The sequence below is a fragment of the Collinsella sp. HCP3S3_E11 genome, assembly GCF_052067375.1.
Taxonomy (GTDB): domain Bacteria; phylum Actinomycetota; class Coriobacteriia; order Coriobacteriales; family Coriobacteriaceae; genus Collinsella.
The window spans coordinates 13,491-39,271 of sequence record NZ_JBQHQI010000001.1 but is presented as its reverse complement, the minus strand read 5'-3'; the positions used below and the strand labels follow the sequence as shown (position 1 = coordinate 39,271).

Here is a 25,781-nt window from a genome sequence, read left to right as displayed (position 1 = left end):
GGGTTTAGATCCTGGCCCTTTTCGTATAGCCGCTCGCCAACGATTATTGACCTCACGACCGGCAAGCAGCGATTTTCCCGTTTCAATTCCGCTTCGTCGCTTGCAATCCCCAAGGGGGTTTCGCATAATAGCAGTTAAGCTTCGCGACGGAAAACGCAGATGAAACGAACCTTATACCGTTGCTTTGGGGCATAGCCCCGCTTCATCTTCTCTCGCGCAGCCAACTGAATGATGCGATTTGGGTGCTGGAAGATGGGGAGAGCTCATGGCTTCTTCTGATGCAACACAACGAGCAGTCCTTGCCGGACTTTCCTGCGGGATCGGCCTTGCCGCACCCGTGGTCGTGTATGCCGCTACACTGCCGTTTTCGTCAATCAACGAGACGGTCGTCGCGGGTGCTGTTCCCTTTGCCGTGGGCGCAGTGGCCGGCGTGGGTATCTATGCCGCCTCGCTGGGTATCTCTGAGTATCGTGCGGAGCACGATGGCCGCCTGTTTGAGCCCGATGCCGTGGGCGGCGCCGCTCAGTTTAGTCGGACCTACAACGAGTTCAAGACCGCCTCTATTCCCGCTCAGCACGAGGAAGCCGCTCCCCGGGCTGCTGCTCCTGTCACTTTGGACGAGCAGGGTCAATCCTCTTCGCTTCTCTCCGGTCTGACCGGCGCGTTTCAGCGCCGCCACGCCGATGATGGCGTTCCGACCATCGCCCGTGCCGCCAACGCCATGGACGAGGCCGATGCCTGGGCTATGATCGATAGCATGCTCGACGACGACTCGCCGGTTAGCTGCGATCCCGCTCGCTCGCGCGATGTCTATCAGGTCGCAATCGACGAGCTCACAAACGGTGAAAAGACTGGCTCCTATAACCGCGACGACATCGCTGCTGCCGCACGTGCCGTTTCGGGCTCTCATGCCGCCCCTGCTGGCAGCACTGCAGCTTTCGTGGCGCTTGTGGCCAACGCTGCCAACAATGCCGCCTATAACGGTGCTTCGTCGGCTGCGTACGCCTCTGCCGCGGCGGCCGCTTCGACCGGCCAGCAGGGCGCAGCTCAGCCGGCTCCTGTCGCCGACCCCTTTGCCGATGAGCCCCTGGTTGTCGACGAGGAGACCATCGCCGCTCGTCGTGCTGCCGAAAGCTCGCTTTGGGGCGCTTCGGCCCAAATGCAGGCCGCGGAGGCGGTGCCGTACAACGCCAAGCTCGCCAGCATGCCCATCATTTCCGATGCCAAGGGTGTGGATCTCACCGATTTGGACGAGCCCGCCGCCATCACTGCCTCTATCGATGCCCAGAATCGCGTGGATACCGACAGTCTCCCCGATGCCTCCCTCGAGGAAGATATCCCCATGGCCGATTATTCGGGCCACGAGAACATGTGGGCCGCCGCTATGGCGATCATGGCCGAGGTCGCCGAGCCCGCCCCCGCGCCGATGCCCACGCCTGCAGCCTCACCTGTCTCGGTTGCTCCCGTCTATGTCGGCCGCCACAGCTCCGTGTTTCCCGAGGATACCGCGCGTATCTCGCGCGAGAGTATCGAGCGCGCCGAGGCTATCGCCGCCGGCGTTATGGAAAACCGTCGCCATGAGCGCGTCAATCAGATCCTTGAGGAAGAGATCGAGCGCCTGCAGTCCTCTACCGCAAAGCGTACGGGCCGTGCCTATTTGAGTGTTATCGAGGGCGGTACCGCCAGTTTTACGCCGCTTCGTGCCGAGGCCTAGTTCTGCATGATTAAGATCGATCGTAAGTGGGCGGTTGCGGCCTGCGTCATGGTGTTGCTGATCTGGGGCAATTCACTGGTTCCCGGCACGGGGTCCGGCTCACTGAGCTTGGCGATCATGGAGGACGTCCGCGGGTTTTTGCATAGCTTGAGCCTGCCGTATGAATGGGTAACCAACTTTGTCGTCCGCAAGTGCGCACACTTTACCGAGTATATGGTGCTCGGTGTTTTGGTGACACATGCCTTTGATATCGAGGGTCGACGCACTTTTGACAGACTGCTTCCCACGGTGGTTTTTCTGTTGCTGGTCCCCTCAATCGACGAGACGATTCAGTTATTTGTGCCGGGGCGCGCCGGTATGATTACCGACGTGATGATTGACTGCTGCGGAGCGGCTACCGGCGTCGTGCTCCGATATCTCCTCCGATCGCTTGTATGCACCAAAAAGGCCGCCTAGGACGTTTTGCTTGGTCCTAGACGGCCTTGTGCGTTTGGGGGCCCTGCAGGGCGCGATAGCGTTGTCTGCGCGTTATACGAGCCCGGCAATACCGTGTGTCGTTGGTGCACCCTTTACTGGAGCGCCTGTGCGCCAAGGGCCAGACAACCCATGATGCCCTGCTTACCCTCGAGGCTGTTGTTGACAATGTAGGTATCGATGCCATTGACCTCGGGCGTGACGATATAGCCGTTGAGCATCTCGGCGCACTTTTTGCGGGCGAGCGGCACGATGGGGGTGTGGTCGGCCACGCCGCCGCCGATGATGATCTTTTGCGGCGCATAGCACAGCGTGTAGGTCATGAGCGCCTGTGCCAGGTAGCCTGCGAGCAGGTCCATGGCCTCCGGGTCATCGGCCATGTCTCCGGCGCTTTTGCCATCCCAGCGCTTTTTAATGCCGGGGCCAGCGATGAGGCCCTCGAGGCAGTTGTCGTGGAAAGGACAGCCGCTGTGCTCGCCGATGGTGTCGCGCGGATCGCGTGTGACCAAGATGTGCCCGGCCTCGGGATGCATCATGCCATGAACGAGCTGGCCGCCCGAGAGCACGCCGGCGCCCACACCGGTGCCGATGGTCAGATACACCACGTCGGTGAGGCCCTGGGCGCAACCAAAGCTGACCTCGCCCAGGCAGGCGACGTTGACGTCGGTATCGTAGCCACAGGGAATATTGAGTTCGTTTTGGATGGTGCCCAGCAGGTCAAAGTAGCGCCATGCCGTCTTGGGCGTCTCCAAGATCTTGCCGTATTGGGGCGAGGCAGGGTTGACTGCGGTGGGGCCAAAGGCGCCGATGCCCAGCGCGGCGATGCCCTTGTTTGCAAACCATGCGTTGACGGCCTCAACGGTCTCCTGCGGGGTCGTGGTTGCGATCTGCTCACGCTCCAGAACCGTACCGTCTGCATAGCCCGTGGCACAGACCATCTTGGTGCCGCCGGCCTCGAGCGCTCCGATAAGCTGCTGCTCTGCCATAGTATTCCTCCCCCTGGGACGAGTTGCTCCGTGACTAAAGTATAGCGCTTTAAACAAATTAAGAAAGCGCTATAAAAAGAAGCCCCACAACGCGCGTGCGGTGCGGGGCTTCTTTGGGTGCTTTAGTTGCCGGGCCGTCCTTACCCGCGCGGCTTGATTTTATCGCGTAGCGACTTGAGGTTCTCTAGCGCCGCGTTAATCGTCTCGTCTCGCTTGGCAAAGTGGAGGCGAATCAGATGGTTGACGGGCTCACGGAAGAAGCTTGAGCCGGGCACGGCGCCCACGCCCACCTTAGACGCGAGGTCCTCGCAGAAGTCGAGGTCGCTGTCATAGCCAAACTCAGAGATGTCCATCATGACGTAGTAGGCGCCCTGCGGCACGTTATGCTCAAGACCGATGCTATCGAGCCCCTGACAGAACAGATCGCGCTTGGCTGTGTAGAGATCGAGGACCTCCTGGTAATAGCTGTCGTCGAAGTTGAGGGCGGTGACGACGGCTTCCTGCAGGGGAGCGGCGGCACCCACGGTGAGGAAGTCGTGGACCTTCTTGATGCGCTCGGTAATCTGGGCCGGGGCGATGGTGTAACCCAGACGCCAGCCGGTGATGGAGTACGTCTTGGACAGCGAACTGCAGCTGATGGTGCGCTCGAACATGCCGGGCAGTGTGGCCATATAGACGTGCTCGTGGGGCGCGTAGACGATGTGCTCGTACACCTCGTCGGTGATGCAGTAGGCGTCGTACTTTTTGCAGAGGTCGGCGATAAAGGTGAGCTCATCGCGCGTAAAGACCTTGCCGCAGGGATTGGAAGGGTTGCACAGGACGATGGCCTTGGGGTCGTTGTCGCGGAAGGCCGCCTCGAGTGTCTCGCGGTCAAAGTCGAATGTGGGTGGGTTGAGCGGCACGTAGATGGGCTCGGCACCCGAAAGGATTGTGTCGGCGCCGTAGTTCTCGTAGAAGGGCGAGAAGATGACGACCTTGTCGCCGGGGTTGGTGACCGTCATCATGGCAGCCATCATGGCCTCGGTGGAGCCGCAAGTGACCACGATGTTCTGGTTGGGGTCGATCGGCATGCCCATAAAGTGCTCCTGTTTGGCGGCAAGCGCCTCGCGCATGGCCTGGGAGCCCCAGGTGATGGAGTACTGGTGATAGAGCGGCTTAGGGTCGGCGGCGATGGTGCCCAGGCTCTTGAGCAGCTGCGCCGGGGGATCAAAGTCGGGGAAGCCCTGCGAGAGGTTGACGGCGCCGTACATATCGGAGATGCGCGTCATGCGGCGGATGACCGAATCGGTAAACGTTGCCGTGCGATTGGAGAGTTCTTTCATGCTTGTCCTTTCGAACATCGGGGTGGGGCAAGTTTACTCCTATGGAACCGGTGGGATTTGCTCGAAATGGATCCGAAAAACTCTTTTCAAAATTCTTGAAAATTGGGGCTTGCGTCGCGTGGCGTTCCTTGCAATAATAGTCGAGCGCGAAGCGCACAGGACACGGTGGGTGTAGCTCAGTTGGCTAGAGCGACGGGTTGTGGTCCCGTAGGTCGAGGGTTCGAGTCCCTTTACCCACCCCAGTTCTTGCTTCGTGTTGATATCGGGTCGTTAGCTCAGTTGGTAGAGCAGGGGACTCTTAATCCCAAGGTCCAGGGTTCGACCCCCTGACGGCCCACCACACGATATCTCCTCTAAAGTCCGCCACTACGGACTTTAGCTTTGGGTCGTTAGCTCAGTTGGTAGAGCAGGGGACTCTTAATCCCAAGGTCCAGGGTTCGACCCCCTGACGGCCCACCAAAGCATGTTAAAGTGACTGGCTTCGGCTAGTCGCTTTTTTTGTTAACCATACATGGGTCGAACCCGAAAGGGCGCGGAGCTGAGGAAACGCGTAAGCGTTTGCCAGCGCAGCGCGCAAGGCGCGAAGCGCCGCAGCGGCCGCCTGCGCAGCAGGCTGACCCCCTGACGGCCCACCAAAGCATGTTAAGACGGTCAGCGAAAGTTGGCCGTCTTTTTTGTTGACCTCGCATGGGGTCGAACCCGAAAGGGCACAGACGCTTTACAAGTCGAGCCTGCCCTCTTGGGTACACCGAGCTGCTGCTTCATTTCCGCCGCGCTTCTGCCGCCGAATAACGCTTCATCGCCCTTCGACTTGATGATCGCGAATCCTTTGGAGTCCACGCCGCGTTTGAACGCAATACCCGAAGCTGTTTCTCTGAATCGGATAGCGAGTGGCGCGCCTGCAAGCGCTGAATCTCTGCGAAGCGCTGTTCTATGAGCTCTTGGCGGCGCGTCTGCACGGCAAAGTATGCCTGGGCGAGCGCGATCTCTGGCTTGTTTGAATCTCCGTTCTGTGCGATTAAATAGCATGCATAGCGAGTAAGTTTGTAGTCTTTAACCGCGCGAGCGGCGACACCGACTGTTACCATTTTCGTGGTATCACGAAAATGGGAATCAACTGGAGTTTTGTTTGTTTCGTACGAGACTTTTGCCCTCTTAACAACTTCGGCGAAGTTCTCCCATCGAGTGTACCCCATGGGTTCCATTAAATCGCGTGCGAGCCAATACTCAACGCCGGCTTCCACATTGGCGGAGCTATCAAGTTTGACACGCCACTTCTCGATATCATGACTGTCCATATCTCCTCCCCGCTGGTCTATTGTCTGTGTGGGCTTTGCCTGCTCTGTATTCAGAATAAGGATACGCTGCCGTGCGGACACGAATGGACCCCGTGCCACCTCGAGCTCACGGGGCCCATAGATATCGATTAGTTGTGTTCTGCTTTAGATGAGTGTCCAGTTTAGTCCGCTCGATAGTGCGATCCGAGGCTTTCGGTTCGCTTGCGCATGGCTTTGGCCATCTCAACTGCCAGCTGAATCTGCGAGTGCAGGCGGGCGAGGGCTGCGATTTCGCTGTCCTGAGCTTTCTGTGTGCTCAAGGTCGTTGCCTCCGTCTTCAAGCCCTCAAGCTCGTGTAGTGCCTTGGATAGGCCCCCTTCGGTGCGGTTGATCATGCAATAGGTACTCATCGTGTGCTTAAGGCCGCGGGTCAGGCGCTCGGCGTCTGTTGTGGCAATGCCATGCTGGGGGAGGGCGACATCCGCCTTTGGGGCCACCTCAGGTGCATTCTGTGCTGCTTGGGCTGCCGAGGCGCCCGCGATGCGCCCAAACACGATGCCGTTGGCGCTTGACAGGCCACCAATGCGATCGGCCCCGTGCATGCCGCCTGTCGCCTCGCCGCAGGCATAGAGGCCCTCAACGCCCGTGTACGCGGTCTTGTCGATTTTGATGCCGCCATTGGCGGCGTGGGCATACATCGCCACACGCATCTCGTCGGTCGGCGCGATGCCGTGCTCGTCTTGTAGCCAGGTGGCAAAGGTCTGCACAAACTCGGGGACGTCCTCGCGGGGGAAGTCGTAGTGGAGCGCCAGACCTTCAGCACCCGCTTGATCGATGGCAAGATCGATGGCGCGGGAGGCCAAGCGCGAGGTGAAGGGACCATATCCGGAGCGTTGCTCAAGCAGATCGTCCAGCTTGTCGTCGGCGATATCGACCGGCTGGTCTACATGTACGTAGCGCCAGGTCTTCTCGTTAAAGACAAGGTTGCGCTTGGGCTCGATGAAGCCCGGCATCATCTGCATGAACTCTATATTAGTGAGCGTTGCGCCGTGTGCCAGCGCGATGGCCTGCGAGGAGCTGAGCACGTCGGCGGAAGTGAGGCTTCGCTCGAACAGGCCACCCGTGCCGCCCGCAGCGATGATGGTGGCCTTGGCTGCAAGGGTCACGATGCGCTCGTCCGTTTGGTTGTAGAGTACGGCGCCGATAATCTTTCCGGTTGTGTCCTCAACAAGGTCGATAAGCTCGTGGCGGGGGAGCAGGTGAATGCCGAGAGACTTGATCTGGGCCGCACACGCGTCCTCAAGGGGCTTGCGGGTAAGGCCGCGCCAATTGCGTGTCTTATGGTCAAAGCAGGGGATAAATTGCTTTTGCAGGGCGCTCTCGGCGCTTTGCGGGCGTTGGAGCTCAACACCTAGATCCTGCTCGAGCCATTGGATGGCCTGGGGAATACCGTGGACGAACGTCTGGACGAGCGTAGGGTCGGCGACACCGCCGCCCACGGTCTGGATGGTGTCGATGAGATCCTGTTCGTCGTCTTCGTTAACGGGACCGATGAGACCTAGGCCCCAGGTGCCCGGGAAAAAGCTCGATCCGCTCATGGTCTTGCCGGCGCTTGCGACGGCAACGGTCGCGCCCGCGCATGCCGCTTCTATGGCGGCACAAAGGCCCGCAATGCCAGATCCAATTACCAGTACATCAGTCGATTCCATCGGATTCCTTTCTCGTCCGGCGCATTGTCGCATGGGTGATCGGCAATGAGGCCGAAAAGACTCGGCAAATCGGTAAAGGGCAACTATGGCAGATGGGCGTTATGGACGCTCTGACGCTCCATCTCATCACATCTCGTATTTCGTCCCAACTGATATATCGGCATTAGCAACCCTGCGGCAGTGCAAACAAAAAGAGCCGCTACCCGGGTGGATAGCGGCTCCAAGGCTCAACTATATGAGCATCGCGCGGGCGCGATTAGGCCTTGAGGGCCTCCTCGACGGCGACAGCGCAGGCGACGGTGGCACCGACCATGGGGTTGTTGCCCATGCCGATGAGACCCATCATGTCGACGTGCGCAGGCACGGAGGAAGAACCGGCGAACTGGGCGTCGGAGTGCATACGGCCCATGGTGTCGGTCATGCCGTAAGAGGCAGGGCCGGCGCCCATGTTGTCCGGGTGCAGGGTACGGCCAGTGCCGCCACCAGAGGCGACGGAGAAGTACTTCTTGCCAGCCTCGATGCGCTCCTTCTTGTAGGTGCCAGCGACGGGGTGCTGGAAGCGCGTGGGGTTGGTGGAGTTACCGGTGATCGAGATGTCGACGTTCTCGTGCCACATGATGGCAACGCCCTCACGGACGTCGTCGGAGCCGTAGCAGTTAACGGCAGCACGGGGACCATCGGAGTAGGGGATGGTCTCGACAACCTTGAGCTCGCCCGTGTAGTAGTCGAACTGGGTCTTCACGTAGGTGAAGCCGTTGATGCGGGCGATGATCTGGGCGGCGTCCTTGCCCAGACCGTTGAGGATAACGCGCAGCGGCTTCTTACGAGCCTTATTGGCGTTCAGAGCCAGGCCGATAGCGCCCTCAGCGGCAGCGAAGGACTCGTGGCCGGCCAGGAAGGCGAAGCACTCGGTGTCGTCGGAGAGCAGCATAGCGCCCAGGTTGCCGTGGCCCAGACCGACCTTGCGGTCCTCGGCGACGGAGCCGGGAACGGTGAAGGCCTGGATGCCCTCGCCGATGATGGCGGCAGCCTCAGAAGCGTTCTTGGCGCCACGCTTGACAGCGAGAGCGCAGCCGAGGGTGTAGGCCCACTCGGCGTTCTGGAAGGCGATGGACTGGGTGTTGTTGACGATCTCACGCGGGTTGAAGCCCTTGTCGGTGCAGATCTGCAGAGCTTCCTCGAGGGAGGCGATGCCGTTGTCGGCGAGGCACTTGTTGATCTTGTCAGCGCGGCGCTCGTAACCTTCGAACGTAACAGTCATAGTTATTTCCCTCCCTTTCTACTCGTGAACCGGGAACACGCTGGCGACGGAGTGAGTCTCCTCGTCGGTGCGCGGGTCGATGTACTTGGCAGCGTTCTCCCACTGACCATAGTGGCCCATGGCGCCAGCGATGGCCTCCTCGGGGGTCTTGCCGGCCTTGACGGCGTCGGTGAACTTACCGAGGTTCAGGAACTCGAACGCGATGATCTCGTTCTTGTCGTTGAGAGCCATGCGGGTGACGTAGCCCTGAGCGAGCTCGAGGTAACGAGCGCCCTTGGCCTTGGTGCCGAACATGGTGCCGACCTGAGAGCGAAGGCCCTTGCCGAGGTCGTCGAGGGAGGCGCCCACGGGCAGGCCGCCCTCGGAGAACGCGGTCTGGCTGCGGCCGTAAACGATCTGCAGGAAGATCTCGCGCATAGCAACGTTGATGGCGTCGCAGACGAGGTCGGTGTTGAGGGCCTCGAGGATGGTCTTGCCGGGAAGGATCTCGGAAGCCATGGCAGCAGAGTGGGTCATGCCCGAGCAGCCGATGGTCTCAACGAGGGCCTCCTCGATGATGCCGTCCTTGACGTTCAGCGTGAGCTTGCAGGCGCCCTGCTGAGGTGCGCACCAACCCACACCGTGCGTAAGACCGGAGATGTCGGAAATCTCCTTAGCCTGGACCCACTTGCCCTCCTCGGGGATGGGTGCGGGGCCGTGGTATGCACCCTTGGCAACGGGGCACATGTTCTCCACTTCCTGTGAGTACTGCATGCCTCTCCTCTCTATCGTGTTGGCGTCCCGTCTGGAGGTCGTGGCTGGTGATTGCCGGGCGACCCTTCGAAAGGGACATGACATGCAGCCCCTATAATACCGCGAAATGCACGGAATATTCGGCGAACGGCGCAGTTTTCGTAACGAGAAGCGCGGAACTTTCAATTGAAACGATTTAACAAGCTTGGTTGCGGTTATGCGATACGTTTTAGGGGGTCAGTTCTGGTCAAGTTATTGGTTAGTTCTTGCCCCTGTTGCGGTGTCTAGCCTGTGGTTATGATGCCATTCGCCGTCGGTTTGCCGCCTTTTACCGTCGACGGGTGCCATTTTGCGTGAATGTTTTGATGGCACGTTTCAATCGTGATGTATTGGATGGTAAGCAGGTCCCGGCGAAGGGAGCGCCATGCAGCGTGTTTGGAAAACGATCACCGGTTTTTACCATGTCTGTGCCCGCGGTATGGGCAGTCAGCTGATCTTTGAGAGCGACGAGGACCGGTGGGAGTTTTTGGAGCTGATGCGCGACTGCTGCCGCGATGCCCAGGTAACGATTGCGGCGTGGTGCCTCATGGGCGACCATGTTGATCTGGTACTTTTGGATTATGAGGACAACATGAGTGCAGCCATGCAACGCCTGCTGTTGACGTATGCTCGTCGGTTCAATAAGCGTACCGGGCGATCGGGCTGCCTGTTCCGGGAACGTTTTGAGCGCTGTTCGCTCGATACCGACCGGCAGGTGATGGAGGCTGTTCGCTCCGTTCACGCCGATCCGCAGGATGCGGGCATCAACCTAATTGAGCGTTATCCCTGGAGCAGCTTTGCGGAGCATCTGCGCGTTTACGACGGTGACGAGGCAGATGCTACGAGGGGACTTTCCGATCCTTCTTGCGTACTTGAGCTTTTTGGTTCTGCCAAAGCCTTTATTGCCTATTCGCTTTCGACGCCCGACGGCGGCGATCCGGCGATGCGCGATTTGGTAGAGATGGAGTTGGAGCGGCGCGCCTTTGCCGACGAGTTGGCGAAGGGATGCGGGGTTGCGCTCCAGGGGGTTAAAGCGGCGCCGCCGGCGCAGCGTAATATCGTTATTCTTGGATTGCGCGATGCTGGTTTTACGGTGCGCCAGATTGAGCGGTATACGGGGATAAGCAAAAGTACCGCTTCTCGTATTGTGCGTGCCCGTGCTCGAACGGCGGTGCGGACTGATGACAGCCTGGGATAGGGCTGTCTGCCCACTGGGACCATCATTCTAAATGCTTGGACGTTAGCTACACTTCTAAATATGCATAGAATGATTGCCGTCTTGCATAAAACAATAGCTCAGTCCGGTTTTGCCCGTGCCTACCCCCGTCCACGCCGTGCAAAAAGCGGAGTTTTCAGCATCGTAGTGCTGTCGGAACTGCTATAACCTTGCAACTTGCGGGCCCCGAGACAATTATTTGTCTGCCAATACGCCCCGAAGCACGCGTTTGCGTCCCCGTAGACCGTAATGCCTGTTCTAAAACGCAATATATACGCGCCCGAAGGCGCTAATTTATGCTCGTGATTTGTATGCACATAGCTTGGCGTGCTGAATACTCGCAAAAATGCACGCCGCACCCTATGGGACCCGTCTGCGGCAGGCAGGAGGCGAGCCGGAGCCTAGTAGGACGGTGCCTGGCGCTTTGCTCGGCGTGCCCCGTGGCCCTGTGGCAAGCCTTTGGTACTGTGAAAAACGCTTGTGCTTGCGGTTGGCCGTGCGATAAATGACAGATTGGGCGCCGGAAGCGTGGCTGCGCGTGCGCTCGTTATGAAAAAGCCGAGCCGCCCGTATCGGGCGGCTCGGCAATCAAAAACCTTGGATTCGGGGCATCCGTTACTGGTTAGCCTGACCCTCGAGCATGCCGTCGAGAGTTCGCCATGCGAGCTCAGCGCATTTGACGCGGGCGGGCATGTGTGAGATGTCCTGGAGCTGAGCGGCCTCGTCTAGGTCTTCCAAGTCTTCCTCGGAGAGCTCCTCGCCACGGATCATGGCGAGGAAAAGCCCTGCCAGACGACGAGCCTCCTCGACCGTTTCGCCCGTGATGAGGTCGGCCATGATGTCGGCGCTGGCCTGGCTGATAGCGCAGCCGTGCCCGGTAAAGGAAGCCTCCTCGATTACATCGTTCTCGACACGCAGCTGCAGGGTGAGTTCATCGCCGCAGCTGGGGTTGATGCCGTCGTGCTCGTGCGTGGGGGCATCCATCTCGTACTTGTAATCGGGGTGCGAGTTGTGCTCCATAAACGTGGTGGAGGTGTACAGATTACCCATTGAACGTGCTCCAAACGTGATACAGGCCGGCGATGAACTTATCGATATCGGCCTTGTCGTTGTAGAAGGCCACGCTGGCGCGGCAGCAGGCAAGGTTTTCGACCCCCAGCCAGGTGAGCAGCGGCTGCGCGCAGTGGTGACCGGCACGGATGCAGACGCCGTCCATGTCCATGATGCTCGCGACGTCGTGAGGGTGGATGCCCTTGACGTTAAAGCTGACGACCCCGTGGTGGTTGTCCCAATAGATGGAGCCGATGATCTGGACAAAGTCGAGCTGCATGAGCTCGCCCATCAGGTAGTGGACGAGTGCCTGCTCTCGTGCCTGGATGTTTTCGTAGCCCACCGTATTGACCAGGTAATCAAGCGCCGCGCCCGTGGCGAAGACGCCGGCGGCGTCCTGCGTGCCGGCCTCGAACTTCTCGGGGACGGGCGCCCAGACGGCGTCCTGCTCGGTGACCGAATCGATCATCTCGCCACCGGTAAGCATGGGCGGCATGGCGTTGAGCAGATCCATCTTGCCCCACAGCACGCCGATGCCCATGGGACCCATGGCCTTGTGCGCGCTAAAGGCAAAGAAGTCGGCGCCCAGATCGGCCACATCGACCGGCATGTGCGGCAGCGACTGTGCGCCGTCGACGACCAGATAGCCGCCGTACTTGTGCACGAGCTTGCCGAGATTCTTGACCGGGTTCTCGACGCCCAGCACGTTAGAGATCTGACCCACGGCCAGAATCTTGGTCTTGGGGCCAACCTTGGCAAGCACTTCCTCGGTCGTGAGCTGACCGGTCTTGGTGGGGTAGAGGTAGACGAGCTTGGCGCCGGTCTCGCGGCAGACCTGCTGCCACGGAATCAGGTTGGAATGGTGCTCCATGATAGTGATGACGACCTCGTCGCCGGGCTCCAGCACCGTGGGCGCAAAGCTCTTGGCGACCAGGTTGAGCGACTCGCTCGTGTTGCGGGTGAAGACGATCTCATTAGCCTGGGAGGCGCCGATGAGGTCGGCGATCTGCTGGCGCACCTTCGCGATGGCCTCGGTGGCCTCGACGGACAACGAGTACAGGCCGCGCAGGGGGTTGGCGTTCATACGCTGGTAGAAGTCACGCTCGGCGTCGAGCACACAGGCGGGGCGCTGCGCGGTGGCGGCGCTATCGAGGAAGGCAATCTCGGGGTGTTGTTGGAACAGCGGGAACTGCGCCTTGTAGGGATTGGTCTCGATGTCGATGGTAGGCCAGCCGCGCGAGGCCTCATCGCTGGCGTCGAACTCCATGGGCTCGGGGGCAGTACAGGTATCGCATTTAACGTGCTCGGTGTCGATCATGCGAGCTCCTCCTCAAAGTTATCGATCAGGTTGTTGCCCAAGCGGACGACGGCGGCGCGGGTGCGCTCGTCGGTCGCGGAAAGTGCGGCGTCCTCCAGCTTGGCACGGATGAACAGGTCCTCGGCGGCATTTTGGTCAAGACCGCGGCAGGCGAGGTAGAACAGCTGCTCGTCGCGGACGTGGCCGATGGTGGCGCCGTGGTTGCCGGCAACGTCGTCTTCGTCGCAGAGGATGACGGGAACGGTCTTGTTGTCGACGCCCTTGTTGGCCAACAGCACCGTCTCGCGCTCGGTGCCGACAGCACCCTTGCAGCCGTGCACGAGGTCGATGGTGCCGCGGTAGACCTTCTTGGACGTGCCGGTCAGCACGCCGTTGGCATCGATCTCGCACTCGGTCTTGCGGCCGCGGTGGCGCAGCTCGTAGTTAAAGTCGCGCACTTGTTCGCGAGCACCCAGGTAATCGGTATCGATCGTCACCTTGGCGGTGTCGCCCAGCAGGTCGCCGGCAAGGCCGGTGGCGCTGGCGCCAGCACCCAGTACGGTGTGCTGCACGTTGACGCGCGCGCCCTCGTCCAGGAACAGGCCGGTGTCGTCGAGTGCGATCCAGCTGTCGTCGAGCGTCTGCGTGCAGGTCACGTTGACGGTGGCGTACTCGTGGGCGCACACCCGCAGCACGGAGCCCACGACGCCCTCGCCGGTAACGGGGGAGTCCAGGGCGATCTGCAGGTCGAGCGTTGCCTGCGGGCGGGCGACGACATCGATGGCGGCGATGGCAGCCGCGGCATCGACGCCGCTCACGCGCACGGTGACCGTGGCACGGCCGTAGGCGGGCACGTCGATGACGATACGCTTGGTGGCATGGTCGGCCAGATAGGTGTAGGCGGCCTCGCCCATGCCGGTCTCGAAGGCCTCGGCGGGGGAGAGTTCCTCCTCGAGCTTGATGGCGCCGGCCTGGTAGACGGAAGTGGCGGGCACGTCGAGCTCGGTCTCGGGTGTGATGCGGGCGCGGTCGGCGGCGTCGCCGGGGGCTGAGGTGCGTCGCTCGGGGAAGCGCTCGGCCATGGCCTCCATGGCGGCGTCGAAGGCGTCGGCCGCGCCATGGATCTGCTCGTCCAGGCCTTCGACCTCAACGGCCTCGGCAGGAGCGGCAGCAAGTTCGTCCGAAAGCTCGAGCTTGGTCTGGTTCATCTTGAGCCAGCCCCATGTGGCAGCCGGCATCGCGTTGACGCCCCCGATCTCCTGCAGCACGCCGTCTCGGGGCTCCGACCCTCCTCGCGTACCTTTAGTACGCGTCGTCGGGCTCGTCGCTCCCGATACGTCGCACTGCAGAAGCTCGGATGACGTAAATGCGTTCGGCGTGTTGGTGGTCTGTTTCATTATCCGATCGCTCCTTCCATCTCGAGCTTGATCAGGTTGTTCATCTCGACGGCGTACTCCAGCGGCAGCTCCTTGGAGACCGGGTTGGCAAAGCCGTTGACGATCATGGTGCGGGCCTCTTCCTCCGAGATGCCGCGGCTCATCAGGTAGAACACCTTGTCGTCGCCGATGCGGCCGATGGTGGCCTCGTGGCCGATGTCGACGTTCTTGGCGCGGATGTCCATGGCGGGGATGGTGTCGGAGCGGCTTTGGTCGTCGAGCATCAGCGACTGGCAGCTCACGGTTGCCTTGGAGCCCTCGGCCTTAGGCGTGGCCACGATAGAGCTTCGGAAGGTCTGGATGCCGCCGCTCTTGGAGATGCCCTTGGTCTCGACGGTCGCCGAGGTATCGGGCGCGTTGAGCACGACTTTGCAGCCGGTATCGAGGTTCTGGCCGGCGCCGGCAAAGGTGATGCCGGTAAAGCTCGAGCGGGCGCGGCGGCCGTTGAGCACGCTCATGGGGTAGAGGTAGCCCACGTGGCTGCCGAAGGAGCCGCTGATCCACTCGATGTCGCCGTCCTCATCCACGCGCGCACGCTTGGTGTTGAGGTTGTACATGTTTTTGGACCAGTTTTCGATGGTCGAGTAGCGCAGGTGAGCACGCTTGCCCACAAAGAGCTCCACAGCGCCGGCGTGGAGGTTGGCCACGTTGTACTTGGGTGCGGAGCAGCCCTCGATAAAGTGCAGGTCGGCGTCGTCCTCGACGATGATGAGCGTGTGCTCAAACTGGCCGGCGCCCTTGGCGTTGAGGCGGAAGTAGCTCTGCAGCGGAAAATCGAGCTTGGTGCCCTTGGGCACGTAGACAAACGAGCCGCCCGACCATACTGCGCCGTGCAGGGCCGCAAACTTATGGTCGGTGGGCGGGATGAGCGTCATAAACTTCTCGTGGATGAGCGGCTCCCACCGCGGGTCGTGCAGGGCCTCCTCGATGCCGGAGTAGACGATGCCCATTTTGGACGCGGTGTCCTGCATGTTGTGGTAGACGAGCTCAGAGTCGTACTGCGCGCCGACGCCCGCCAGGTAGCTGCGCTCAGCCTCGGGGATACCCAGGCGCTCAAAGGTGTTCTTGATGTCGTCGGGCACCGACTCCCAGTCGTGCTTTTGGTCGGTGTTGGGCTTGACGTAGGTGACGATGTTGTCCATGTCCAGGCCCTCGATGGAGGGGCCCCACGTTGGGTCGGGAAAACGGTTGAAGATCTCGAGGGACTTGAGGCGCAGGGCGAGCATCCACTGTGGCTCGTCCTTCTTGGCGCTGATCTCGCGCACGATGTCGGGCGTGATGCCGGCGTCGAGACGCTCGAATCCCTCCTCGCCATAGGTGAAGTCGTAGAGGCTGCGGTCGATGTCCGCGACCTCGGTGCGGTTCTTGGTCATTGCGTCGCCCCTTTACGCTTGCTGCTCGGCAGCGGCGGCCTCGGCCTGGGCGCGCTGCTCGGCAGCCTCGCGCTCGAAGGTCTCAAAGCCGTTCTTGTCGATCCAAGGGATCAGCGAGGCGTCGTCCTCGCGCACGATGTGGCCCTTGACCATAACGTGGACGCGGTCGACATCCAGGTGCTCCAGGATGCGCGTGTTGTGCGTGATGATGAGCATGGAACCGTTGCAGCTCTTGCGGTAGGCGTCCATGCCGTGGCTGACGGTGGACAGGGCGTCGACGTCCAGGCCGGAGTCGGTCTCGTCCAGGATGGCGAGTTTGGGCTGCAGCAGCAGAAGCTGGAGCATCTCGACCTTCTTTTTCTCGCCGCCCGAGAAGCCTACGCCCAGCTCGCGGTTGAGGTAAGCGGTATCCATGTTGAGCTCGGCCGCGAGCTCCTTGACGCGGCGGCGGAATTCCTTGCCCTTCATCTCCAGGCCGGGGCGGCCGGCGATGCTGGCGCGCAAAAAGCTCGACAGCGGCACGCCCGGGATCTCGACCGGAGCCTGGAAGCTCAGGAACAGGCCGGCGCGCGAACGCTTGTCGGTGGTGAGCTCGGTGATGTCCTGGCCGTCAAAGACGATGCGGCCGTTCTGCACGGTGTAGACGGGGTCGCCCATGACCAGGTGGCCGAGGGTGGACTTGCCGGCGCCGTTGGGTCCCATCAGCACATGGGTCTCGCCGGCGGCGACGTTGAGGTTGACGTTGTGGAGGATGGTCTTCTCGTCCACGGAGGCGGTCAGACCTTCGATGGAAAGCAGCGGATTTGCGCTCATGCTGTCCCTCTCTGTTTATGGTGTACTCATAGGTGTACTAAACCCTAGGAATCTTCTCGGAATAAAGTTACTATGGGTTCGGCGTTAGTCAAGGGAAAACCCGACTAATCCACTCGACTTTTCAGATGTGGGACATAATAGTCGGGATCGTCTGTCCCACACGCTTGGCATCGGGGGCAAACTCTGCTGATGATTTTTTCTCAAGCGCACCGGGAGGGTAGGTATGCTCATTTCTTCTAAGGGCCGCTATGCCCTCCGTTTGATGATTTATATCGCGGCGCTCGGTGACGCCGAGGGCAAAATCGCCCTGCGCGAGATTGCCGACCGTGAGCATATTTCGCAAAAGTATTTGGAGCAGCTGGTCCGTCCGCTTATGAAGGCGGGCCTGCTCAAGAGTGTGCGCGGCAAGGGCGGCGGCTACATGATGGCCGTGGACCCGGCCGAGGTGCGAGCCGGCGATATACTGCGCGCCGTCGAGGGCAGCACCGCGCCCGTCGCATGCGATGGCATCGATAACAACTGCACTCGCAGCGATCTGTGCTCTACTGTGAAGTTCTGGCGCGGTCTGGACGACGTGATTGAAAAGTACGTCGACGGCGTGACATTGGCCGACTTGGCGGCCGTGCCCGAGATTAACTTCGATATCAAGCTGTAACTCGAGCGCAATTCCTCAAGATTTCGCGGAGGGCGTTACCGTCTGTCGAGTTGTTGTTGTACGACATCGGTCTTGCTGCGATACTTAAATCTATCTTTGCAAACTGCACTTTAACTACACCAATGCAAGGAGGATCTTATGCAGCCCAAGCATTCTGCGATTGTTGCCGGATTGACGCTGGCTCTTTCGTTTGGCGCCGTTGCCGCGCCCGCGCCCGCTGCTGCGGATGAGCCCACGCCGGGCGTTGCCTCGGATGCCACCGATATCGATAAGGGTCTTTATACCCAGCAGTCTTTCTCGGGCGTGCTGAGGTCGGTCCAAGGCGTCTCGTTTGTCAATGTGACCAGCGAGATGAAGTACTTTACCAAGTATGAGAGCCACGGCAACTATAACCAGGGCTTTTCGTACGGCGATGGTTACAACGCGCTCGGTTACTACCAGTTTGACCGACGCTGGTCGCTCGTCCCGTTTATGAAGCAGGTCTATAACTACAATCCTGCCAAGTACGGCATGCTTAAGTCTGCAATTGACCGCGGAGGCGATATCTCCAACGCAAGCAACCCCATGTATTCGAACGGTCAGCTGACGGAGCTGGGCCGTATTGCACAGGAGGCCTTCCAGGGCGCCTATAACGCCGATCCGGCTGAGTTTTCGGCGCTGCAAGATTCATATGCATACAACTCCTATTACGCGGTGACCGAGGCCTGGCTCAAGAGCGCGCTTGGTATTGATATCTCTGGCCGCGCCGATTGCGTCAAGGGTATGGTGTGGAGCATCACCAACATGTGCGGCACCTATGGCTGCCAGGACTTTTTCCGCTGGGCAAATCTTACAAACGATATGACCGACCGTGAATTTGTGACGGCGCTTTCCAGCAGCGTGGTCAATAACGTTGCCCGTAAGTACTCGAGCCAGCCGCAATATCACGAGGGCTGGAAGAACCGTTACAAGAACGAGCTTAAGGATTGCCTGGTCTATATTACCGAGGACGAGGCCGCGGCGACGCCGCCGGTCGAGCCTGAGCCCGAGCCTGAGCCCGAGCCCGTGACTCCAGCGCCTAGCCAGGCGCCCGCCGCTCCCGTTGCTCCCTCTGGGCCTAGTGCCGATACCAATGGTGCTGACGAGGATACCGTCGATGCTCCTTCATACGATGCCGGAGCAAGCGATGGAAATGGCGATGTCGGTTCGGCGGGCAGCGCGGGGTCTGCTTCGCCTTCGAATTCCGCAGATGCTGCGGCAGGGTCTGGTTCTTCCGCCGGTGGATCGACTGCCGGCTCGAGCGACTCGTCGACGAATGACGAACCCTCTGCGAGCGAACAGCTTGGCTCCATGTTTGGCTCCTCGCTGATGTCTGGCATCAACAGCAGCTCGTCTTCCAAGAAGGATGGCTCCGACCAGGGCGCTACGGAAAAGACCGAGGATGCTAAGAGCGATTCGAAGGACGAGGGTTCTAAGGAGTCCGATTCCGACCAAGGCGCGGAATCAGACGGTGCGGAATCGAAGGATCCCCGCCTTGGTAAGGATGGCAAGCAGGCGGACGACAATGGGTCCAAGGGCCTGGTTGATGATGGCGCCGACCAGAACCAGGGTAAAACCAAGGTTGCGACTGCCTCAGCCACGACGACTGAGTCCTCTAAGGGCAGCATGCCCAAGACGGGTGACTTGATTTTGATGGCGAGCCTTGCCAGCGCGAGCTTGGCCACATTGGGCGCTACGTCTATTGTGAGCGGTAAGCATAAACTTGATCAGCAAAACAAAGACGCTGCGGAGAAAGACGCCCAAAAGTAGGCTCTCAGCGAGCGTTTTGCCTTAGCGATTCGAATAGGGGCCCGATGCGATAGCACCGGACCCCTATTTGTTGCGAATCGTTTTGTTATGCCCCCCTTATGGAGTCATTTCTACCGTTACCCGAATCATTTGTTGAACAATAAAATTGTTATCAAGATGGTCGCTAAAATGGCATCGTTATTATAAAAGGGGAGATAAAACGGTGTCTGAACAGGCAATGTATGATATTGATAACACCTTTGACGTAAAGTTGCTCAATCCCGGCGGGAATGCTGTTCTGCCGATTGATATTCATGATTTTGCCGATGCCGCCGATCATTGTGTTTTAGTTGATAAGACCATGTTTATTGCCGATATCTTAGATTGCGAATCGACTGTGGCGCTCTGTTGTCGGCCTCATGGTTTTGGCAAGAGTATGAACCTCTCCATGCTCAAATGTTATCTGGAGCGTCCTGTGCCCGGCTCGTCGAGCGTGAATCTGTTCATCGGTAGCCAAATATGGGACGCAGAAGATGGCATCTATCGTGATGAGTATGCACGCTATCCGGTCATTGTTTTGGATTTTTCTACTTCCTCCTATCGAGGCGCCGATGCCGAGGCCGCCATGCGCGATGTCGTCGCTCGTGAGTGCGCTCGTCTGTTGCCGCTGCTGGAAGTTCCCGATTTAGCGCGCGGCGACGTGCGCCATATCGAGCGCGTAGCGCGCGGTGTTGCCGGTTCTGATGAAATCGATTCGGCTCTTGGCGTGTTAATCGAGCTCCTCCGTATGGCATGTGATGAACAGGTTGTGCTGCTGGTTGATGGGTATGACGCGGCGTTTACGAATCATATGCAGGCGAAGGGCGCCTATGGCTCGTGCTTTGTCGAGTTGCTTGACCGTCTGCTCTTTGAGGGCATTGTCTCCTCGATCGATTCTTTGCGGCTGGTTTGCTTGATGGGGGAGCGACCCGGCCCCGCACAGGCGGCACTTGCGCATCGCAACTGCCCGTATTGTTTGGCTTCGCCCTTGTCGAGCTGGTGCGATCGCCGCTTTGGTTTTTCGGATGCCGAAAACAGGGCGCTGCTAGATTGCGCTGGCCAGAGCGACAGACTGGCTTGCGCGCGCGAATGGTTCGAAGGCTACCGGTTTGGCGGGTTCTATTGTTCGAACCCGGCTCGTGTGGCTGAGTTCTTGGCTCGGGGCTGCCTGCCGCCAACGCGCTTTGACGTATGTTGCTATGCCGATTGTCTGAACGAGACTGTGGGCGCCTGGGATTTAAGATGGCTTGCGGCAATGTTTGATTTGCTTGATCCGTATGGCTGTGTTGAGGCGCCGCTGTGCATAGACGCCGTGAAGCCTGATGCCGGGACATCGGAAGGTATTTGGACCGATTTGTATTTGAGTGGACTCCTGACGACAGATGCGACCGATCACCAGACGGACGGCAGTCTGCCCCGCGCCCTGCGCCTTCCCAATAACGAGCTCCGGTATGCGATGCGTCTTGTGATTATCGAATGGTTCGAGTGCGCAGCCGAGAGTGCCGAGACTATCGACGATTTCCAAGAGGGTCTTTGCCGCGGAGACGAGCGTGCAGTTAGGCGAGCTTTGGACGCAATTATTGATGACTTGGGCGTCGAAGGAGACGAGTCGGATTTGCTGCTGGCTTTTCGTTTGGCACTGCAGGGTCTTTGTTTTGGGTTGCCTGGATATGCCGACCCTGTTACAAAACGAGCGCACGGTTCGGAGTTTGGGAGTTTCCAGGTGTTTCCGGCCGCCAATACCTTTGATGCGGCGGATACACTTGGCATATTGGATAGCCGCCCGCTGATCTCGGTCAGCATGCTGTACGACCCCGATGTCGATGCGTTGGGCCTAGAGCTTCTGTCAGTACAGGCATTGCTCGATATCGAGCGGAGCGGTCTCGACGACATTCGCGTGCCACGTCCTGCCGTGGGCCGCATGCGCTGGGGGTTTGGCTTTGATGGACAACGAGTTGCCGTCACATGTCAGAAGTTATAGGAGGGCCGGCTTTACTCGGTTTCCTTCATGGGCGGCATGGGCGTCCAGTTGGGGTCGCGTACGATCTTGCGGGCATCCTTCATGCCACGGCGCAGCGCCGGAATGCCGGTCTTAAAGCACTTGTCGACGGCGGCAAGGCGGATAAACTCCTTGCAGAAGGTCGCCACATTGCCCAAACGGAACAAAATGGGGTGGTAATCACCGTAGATCTGCATGTAGCGGGCCAAGTAGCCGCGGTTACGCATGATGTAGTAACGATTGGTGTCACTGGTGGAATTGAGCTGACGCTTACCGGCGATATCCCAGTTGGAGACGGCGCGGGCGCGCTTGAGCACCACGTCGGCAACCACGGCGGCAGGGAAGTGTTGGCTGGCGACATAGCCATAGCAGGCATCGTCGCCGTAGATAAAGAAACGAGCGTCGGGCAGGCCGATCTTGTCGACAACGCGGCGTGAGAACAGGCCGCCCTCAAAGCACAGCTGGTTCATGGCGCGATAGCCCTCGGGGCCCAGGTCCCACTTAGCGATGGGGTTGGGGATGCCAAGCGAAAGGATAAGCTGGTACTGCCAAAAGAAGGCACCGCCGTCAAAGTCCAGGCGCGAACCCTGGATGACATCGTAGCGGTCGGTCCACTTGGCCAGGCGCTCGATGCCCTCCGGGATGACGAGCACGTCGTCGTCCATCACCCAAAACCACTGGGCGCCCAGATCGTAGGCGCACTTGGTTCCGGCGGAGAAGCCGCCCGCACCGCCGCCGTTTTCGAGCTGCGGGGCGTAGATGACGCGGTCGGTGCCGCCCTGCGCGTCGGGCTGATCGGCGTCGATGCCCCACAGGTTGGCGAGGCGCTCGTTGAATGCGGCGCACATGGCTTCGGTCTCGCGCGAATTCTCGTTGTCGACGATCACGATACGCCACGGCGCGGCCGTGAGCTCGGTCATGGAGTCGAACAGGTTGGCCAGAAGTTCCTGGCGCTTGTACGTAACGACGACGATGGCGAGCTTGTCGATGGGAGCGGGGAGGGTAGAAGTCATGGGGAATATATCCTTTCACGCGCGGCGGGCGAGCGCTGCGCGGAAGCTATCGAATGCGTCCGTTGGACGGCACCTATTGTAAAGGGTCGCTGCGCCATGTTGGCAAGGTTTGAATAAAACGCAGGAACCTGCCATGGCTGTAGCGGCTTTAGCGTCTGACGGCAGTGTGTCTATTGCCGCTTGAGCCGGCGAGCGATAAGGCTTCTAGCTGCATCGATGATGAGAAGCGTCAGCGCAAAGACGATGCTAATGACGGTACCCGTGACGATACATATAGCTGCCGGGCTGTTTTGGCTGACCAGTATGTTTGCGAGCAACGTATTGAAGACTGGACGCCACAGGCTACTGGTGAGCGACTGCATCACATAGAAACCGAGCGTGGCGGTCGATAGGGTGACGATGACATTCGCGGCGCGAGGATTACTCGATTTATTGTCGCGGGTTGCCGCAAAGAACAACGAGGTGGCAGCGAGGGCGAACGAGACGACCGAGGTCGACTTATAGGAAAGCATTGCCATTGCCGACAGGTTGCCGGTTGCGGAGAGTGCGGCTTCCAGGCCGATTGCGATGATTAAAACTGATGCAAGCGATCGCTTGGCGACGGTGCGTGCTTTGTGCGGGTTTGTCGTCCCAGTATAGTCGCGGAGCAACCCGCCCATCAAAAAGGCGACGACGTAGGTGATGGCGCTCATGACCTTTTGGAGCCAAGAAAACTCACCGCTGTTTACTGAGCTCTGCGCCGCTAGATAACCATTGGCAATGAAAACGAGAACGCCGACGGCGACGACGGCTGCTGCTGTGTGGCTTTTCTTACCGAGTCGGTTTTTAGCCAGTCCAAACAACGGCGCCATAAAGACCGTGGCGGCATAGACCCAGATAAACTCAAGGCCTAGCATGTACCAATAGTGCGTGTGAAAGGAGACGCCGGGAATGGGGGAGACGGCTGTGGACCATGCGAGTGACGCGAGGCAATAAAAAGCGGTGGGCAAGATGACCTTGCTAAGGCGCTGCATTGTCCGCTGTAGTTGCGACGTCCATGTGGCCCCGTCACTCCAGGCGCGAGCCGCCGAGGCAATGAGAAAGTAACCCGAGATCATAAAGAAGACCTCGTTGGCCCAGCAGCCCAGCAGGTTGATAAAGCCGAGGGCGCCGGAGTAAGGGAAGACAGCGAGCGGCGCGTATTCCGGTAGGCTGGTGCAGACGGCTTGGAAGGTCCACTGAAACGTGTGGAATATGGCAATCCCAGCGACCGCGAATAAGCGCAGCGCTTCGATGGATATGTTGCGTGCGGCTTTGGGCTGCATGACTTCCTTTCGTATCGGTTTGCCCCTGCGGGCTCCATAGATTATATAAACGCCCGCGGGCTGGACGACCCTTTGATACCATTAACGACAGGTATTTCCTAAGGAGCACATTTGTCTACTAATTCCTCTGTCAGCCCTGTTCTGTCGCTGCTTATTCCCATTTACAACGTTGAGCGCTACCTGCGCGAGTGCCTCGATTCCGCTGTGGCGCAGACGCTCAAGGATATTGAGATCATCTGCATTAACGACGGGTCGACCGACAACTCGCCGGCGATAATCCGCGAGTATATGGAGCGCGACCCCCGCGTCAAGATGATCGATAAGACCAACAGCGGCTACGGCGACTCGATGAACCGCGGGCTGGATATGGCGCGCGGCAAGTACGTGGGCATTCTAGAGTCCGATGACTTTATGGCGCACGATGCGCTGGAGAAGCTGGTCTTGGCAGCCGAGAGCAGTAACGCCGACTTTGCAAAGGCAAATTTTGACTTCTACTGGTCTAAGCCCGAGGAGCGCCGCTCGCTGCACGAGATGTTTAAGCCCAGGGACTGTGACAAGCCGGTGCATCCGAGCGACACGACGCAGTTCTTTAAGCAAAAGCCGTCGATTTGGTCGGCCGTGTACCGTCGCGATTTTCTTGAGCGCAACGGCATCAAGTTCTTGCCGACTCCGGGGGCATCCTTTCAGGACACGTCGTTTGCCTTTAAGGTGATCGCGTGTGCCGATAAGGCTATTTACCTGCACGATGCCGTGCTGTCGTATCGCCAGGACAACGAGAGCTCTTCGGTCAATTCTTCGGCCAAGGTCTTTTGCGTCAATGCCGAGTATGCCGAGATTGAGCGTTGGATCCGAGAGGATTATGCCCGCGATCACGCAAGCGATGACGTCGCCCGCATGCTCAAGTTCAATCAGCTCATTAAGTACGACTCGTATATGTGGAACTATGTGCGCTTGGCGCCTAAGTTCTATAAGGAGTTCCTGGTGCAGATGGCCAAGGAGTTCCAATCGGCCTTGGACGCAGGGGAGTTTCTGCTGGACGATCTTAAGCCGTGGAAGCGTGCGAATCTCGCTGCCATCCTCAAAGATCCTGAGGGCTGGGTTGACGAGCATCCGAGTTTTGCGACGGATGGTGCCTTGGGGCGTGCCAAGTACTACGCATCGGTCGGAGGCCCCGGTGTGGTCGCCGCCTTCCTCATCGAATCGCTGAGGGGGTAGGTCGACATGGGAGAGGCTTCGATTCCCAAAGCGACTATTGTCGTTCCCGTATACAACTCGGCGCACTTGATTCGGCGATGCCTCGATTCGCTGTTGGCGCAGTCGGAGCGCTCGATTCAGGTTGTCTGTGTCAACGACGGTTCGAATGATGATTCGTTGAACGTGTTGCGCCAGATTGCGCAGGCCGACGACCGTGTGCTGGTGATTGACCAGGAAAACGCTGGCGTCTCGTGCGCTCGAAACGCCGGTATCGATGCCGCTAAGGGCGACGTGGTTTTCTTTGTAGACGCCGACGATTACATCGACGCCCAAACGGTGGAGCGCGTGCTGCAGGCCATGGAGTCGTCGGATGCCGAGGTCGCCGTATTCGGTGGTGTCTGCGAGCCGTCCGACGCCGCACCCAAACGCGTCCAGCAACTCATGGGTCCCAAAGCTAGTACCTTCGGCGCTCGTGATCCCCAGCTGCTGTTCCATGCGAATGCGCAGCCGTATGCGTGCCGTGCGGCTTTTTCGCGCGAGCTGCTCAATCGCGAAGGCATTCGCTTTGCTCCCGGCTTGGCCTTGGGCGAGGATGTCGTATTTCAATTTGCGGCCTATGCGCTTGCTCGCAAGACCGTTGTCATGCCGGACAAGTTCTACCACTACGTGATGGAGAACGACTCGGCAACGCACGAGTTCAACAGCGCCGAGGCCCGCGCTAAAAAGCTCGACGCCCATATGAGGATGCTCGAGGAGGTCTTGAAGGATTGGGCTGCCTACGGTCTTTTAGGCCTGTGCCCCGGCGAGCTGATAACTTGGTTTTTGGACCTCATTGTGTTCGACCTGGCACGCTTGGATGCCGATGACTTCCATCGCGTGGCGACTCGCGTCAACATGGACCTCACGACGTTTTTGGGAACTGAGTGGGCGGATATGCCTGCTAAGGGCGCCGTTCGCCGTGTTGCCCATAAGCTCGTAGCGGCGACCTCGGGCGTTTCGATGGCAGATGCCACGCTGTTCTATCTTTCGACCCGCGGTCTTAAGGCCTGCTTGGAACGCTTTATCTAATTCTGGGCACTGCCGCCCGCCGCAACTCGGCTGCTAAAATAAC

At 59.5% G+C, this 25,781-nt stretch carries 21 protein-coding genes and 3 tRNA genes; 11 read left to right on the top strand and 13 right to left on the bottom strand.

The features are described 5' to 3' along the window. Positions 1–265: 265 nt before the first annotated feature. Positions 266–1,714, top strand: a complete 1,449-nt coding sequence (locus tag ACTM86_RS00180) for a hypothetical protein (RefSeq protein WP_441014780.1) — start codon at positions 266–268, stop codon at positions 1,712–1,714. Between the two features lie 6 nt (positions 1,715–1,720). Continuing rightward, positions 1,721–2,170 (top strand): VanZ family protein, encoded by a 450-nt coding sequence (locus ACTM86_RS00175; protein ID WP_441014778.1) that lies wholly within the window; start codon positions 1,721–1,723, stop codon positions 2,168–2,170. 113 nt (positions 2,171–2,283) lie between these two features. Here ACTM86_RS00175 and ACTM86_RS00170 read toward each other — a convergent pair whose 3' ends face one another. Both ACTM86_RS00170 and ACTM86_RS00165 read right to left on the bottom strand, forming a co-directional pair. Next, complete coding sequence (locus tag ACTM86_RS00170; RefSeq protein ID WP_441014776.1) at positions 2,284–3,174, bottom strand: ROK family protein; 891 nt, start codon at positions 3,172–3,174, stop codon at positions 2,284–2,286. 140 nt (positions 3,175–3,314) lie between these two features. Beyond that, positions 3,315–4,496, bottom strand: coding sequence for a pyridoxal phosphate-dependent aminotransferase (locus ACTM86_RS00165; protein ID WP_441014774.1), 1,182 nt, complete (start codon positions 4,494–4,496; stop codon positions 3,315–3,317). 165 nt (positions 4,497–4,661) lie between these two features. Here ACTM86_RS00165 and ACTM86_RS00160 point away from each other — a divergent pair. The 3 genes from ACTM86_RS00160 to ACTM86_RS00150 all read left to right on the top strand — a co-directional run bounded on the left by ACTM86_RS00160 (position 4,662) and on the right by ACTM86_RS00150 (position 4,955). Next, positions 4,662–4,738 (top strand) — tRNA-His (locus tag ACTM86_RS00160). Between the two features lie 22 nt (positions 4,739–4,760). Next, positions 4,761–4,836: transfer RNA gene (locus tag ACTM86_RS00155), tRNA-Lys, on the top strand. Positions 4,837–4,879: 43 nt separating this feature from the next. After that, a tRNA-Lys gene (locus tag ACTM86_RS00150) sits at positions 4,880–4,955 on the top strand. Positions 4,956–5,257: 302 nt separating this feature from the next. Here ACTM86_RS00150 and ACTM86_RS00145 read toward each other — a convergent pair. From ACTM86_RS00145 to ACTM86_RS00130, 4 genes are all read right to left on the bottom strand, one after another. After that, positions 5,258–5,794, bottom strand: coding sequence for a BRO family protein (locus ACTM86_RS00145; RefSeq protein ID WP_441014772.1), 537 nt, complete (start codon positions 5,792–5,794; stop codon positions 5,258–5,260). 161 nt (positions 5,795–5,955) lie between these two features. After that, the gene (locus tag ACTM86_RS00140) at positions 5,956–7,482 is read right to left on the bottom strand and encodes an FAD-dependent oxidoreductase (RefSeq protein ID WP_441014770.1); all 1,527 of its coding nucleotides are present in this window, start codon (positions 7,480–7,482) and stop codon (positions 5,956–5,958) included. 256 nt (positions 7,483–7,738) lie between these two features. After that, the gene (locus ACTM86_RS00135; protein ID WP_154518278.1) at positions 7,739–8,743 is read right to left on the bottom strand and encodes a GGGtGRT protein; all 1,005 of its coding nucleotides are present in this window, start codon (positions 8,741–8,743) and stop codon (positions 7,739–7,741) included. 18 nt (positions 8,744–8,761) lie between these two features. Then, the gene (locus ACTM86_RS00130) at positions 8,762–9,496 is read right to left on the bottom strand and encodes an iron-sulfur cluster assembly scaffold protein (protein ID WP_006235554.1); all 735 of its coding nucleotides are present in this window, start codon (positions 9,494–9,496) and stop codon (positions 8,762–8,764) included. Positions 9,497–9,899: 403 nt separating this feature from the next. Between ACTM86_RS00130 and ACTM86_RS00125 the strand changes: the two genes are divergently transcribed. Then, a complete protein-coding gene (locus ACTM86_RS00125; protein ID WP_441014768.1) occupies positions 9,900–10,712 on the top strand; it encodes a transposase in 813 nt (270 codons plus the stop codon). Between the two features lie 633 nt (positions 10,713–11,345). Here ACTM86_RS00125 and sufU read toward each other — a convergent pair. Genes sufU through sufC form a run of 5 tightly spaced genes read right to left on the bottom strand, consistent with a single transcriptional unit; the run spans position 11,346 to position 16,699 of the window. Then, positions 11,346–11,780 carry a Fe-S cluster assembly sulfur transfer protein SufU gene (sufU, locus tag ACTM86_RS00120; RefSeq protein WP_427718807.1) on the bottom strand — a complete coding sequence of 145 codons (435 nt, stop codon included), beginning with the start codon at positions 11,778–11,780 and terminating at the stop codon, positions 11,346–11,348. After that, the gene (locus ACTM86_RS00115; RefSeq protein ID WP_441014766.1) at positions 11,773–13,098 is read right to left on the bottom strand and encodes an aminotransferase class V-fold PLP-dependent enzyme; all 1,326 of its coding nucleotides are present in this window, start codon (positions 13,096–13,098) and stop codon (positions 11,773–11,775) included. Before ACTM86_RS00115 ends, sufU begins: the two co-directional genes overlap by 8 nt. Next, positions 13,095–14,474, bottom strand: a complete 1,380-nt coding sequence (locus tag ACTM86_RS00110; RefSeq protein ID WP_441014764.1) for a SufB/SufD family protein — start codon at positions 14,472–14,474, stop codon at positions 13,095–13,097. Before ACTM86_RS00110 ends, ACTM86_RS00115 begins: the two co-directional genes overlap by 4 nt. Continuing rightward, complete coding sequence (gene sufB, locus ACTM86_RS00105) at positions 14,474–15,886, bottom strand: Fe-S cluster assembly protein SufB (protein ID WP_441014762.1); 1,413 nt, start codon at positions 15,884–15,886, stop codon at positions 14,474–14,476. Before sufB ends, ACTM86_RS00110 begins: the two co-directional genes overlap by 1 nt. Positions 15,887–15,898: 12 nt before the next feature. Further along, the gene (gene sufC / locus ACTM86_RS00100) at positions 15,899–16,699 is read right to left on the bottom strand and encodes a Fe-S cluster assembly ATPase SufC (RefSeq protein WP_427794569.1); all 801 of its coding nucleotides are present in this window, start codon (positions 16,697–16,699) and stop codon (positions 15,899–15,901) included. A gap of 223 nt (positions 16,700–16,922) precedes the next feature. Here sufC and ACTM86_RS00095 point away from each other — a divergent pair, with 223 nt between their 5' ends. From ACTM86_RS00095 to ACTM86_RS00085, 3 genes are all read left to right on the top strand, one after another. Next, entirely contained in the window at positions 16,923–17,354 is a 432-nt protein-coding gene (locus ACTM86_RS00095) for an RrF2 family transcriptional regulator (protein WP_154518293.1), read from the top strand. A 138-nt stretch (positions 17,355–17,492) separates the two neighbouring features. After that, positions 17,493–19,142, top strand: a complete 1,650-nt coding sequence (locus ACTM86_RS00090; RefSeq protein ID WP_441014760.1) for a hypothetical protein — start codon at positions 17,493–17,495, stop codon at positions 19,140–19,142. Positions 19,143–19,344: 202 nt separating this feature from the next. Next, positions 19,345–21,141, top strand: coding sequence for an AAA family ATPase (locus ACTM86_RS00085; protein WP_441014758.1), 1,797 nt, complete (start codon positions 19,345–19,347; stop codon positions 21,139–21,141). Between the two features lie 11 nt (positions 21,142–21,152). Here the strand turns inward: ACTM86_RS00085 and ACTM86_RS00080 are convergent, their stop codons facing one another. Together ACTM86_RS00080 and ACTM86_RS00075 are read right to left on the bottom strand one after the other, a co-directional pair. Next, the gene (locus ACTM86_RS00080) at positions 21,153–22,172 is read right to left on the bottom strand and encodes a glycosyltransferase (protein WP_441014756.1); all 1,020 of its coding nucleotides are present in this window, start codon (positions 22,170–22,172) and stop codon (positions 21,153–21,155) included. A 170-nt stretch (positions 22,173–22,342) separates the two neighbouring features. Further along, entirely contained in the window at positions 22,343–23,476 is a 1,134-nt protein-coding gene (locus ACTM86_RS00075; RefSeq protein WP_441014754.1) for an acyltransferase family protein, read from the bottom strand. Positions 23,477–23,587: 111 nt separating this feature from the next. Here ACTM86_RS00075 and ACTM86_RS00070 point away from each other — a divergent pair, with 111 nt between their 5' ends. Both ACTM86_RS00070 and ACTM86_RS00065 read left to right on the top strand, forming a co-directional pair. Next, the gene (locus ACTM86_RS00070) at positions 23,588–24,691 is read left to right on the top strand and encodes a glycosyltransferase family 2 protein (protein WP_441014752.1); all 1,104 of its coding nucleotides are present in this window, start codon (positions 23,588–23,590) and stop codon (positions 24,689–24,691) included. Positions 24,692–24,697: 6 nt separating this feature from the next. Continuing rightward, positions 24,698–25,738 (top strand): glycosyltransferase family 2 protein, encoded by a 1,041-nt coding sequence (locus tag ACTM86_RS00065; protein ID WP_441014750.1) that lies wholly within the window; start codon positions 24,698–24,700, stop codon positions 25,736–25,738. The last annotated feature ends 43 nt before the right edge of the window (positions 25,739–25,781 follow it).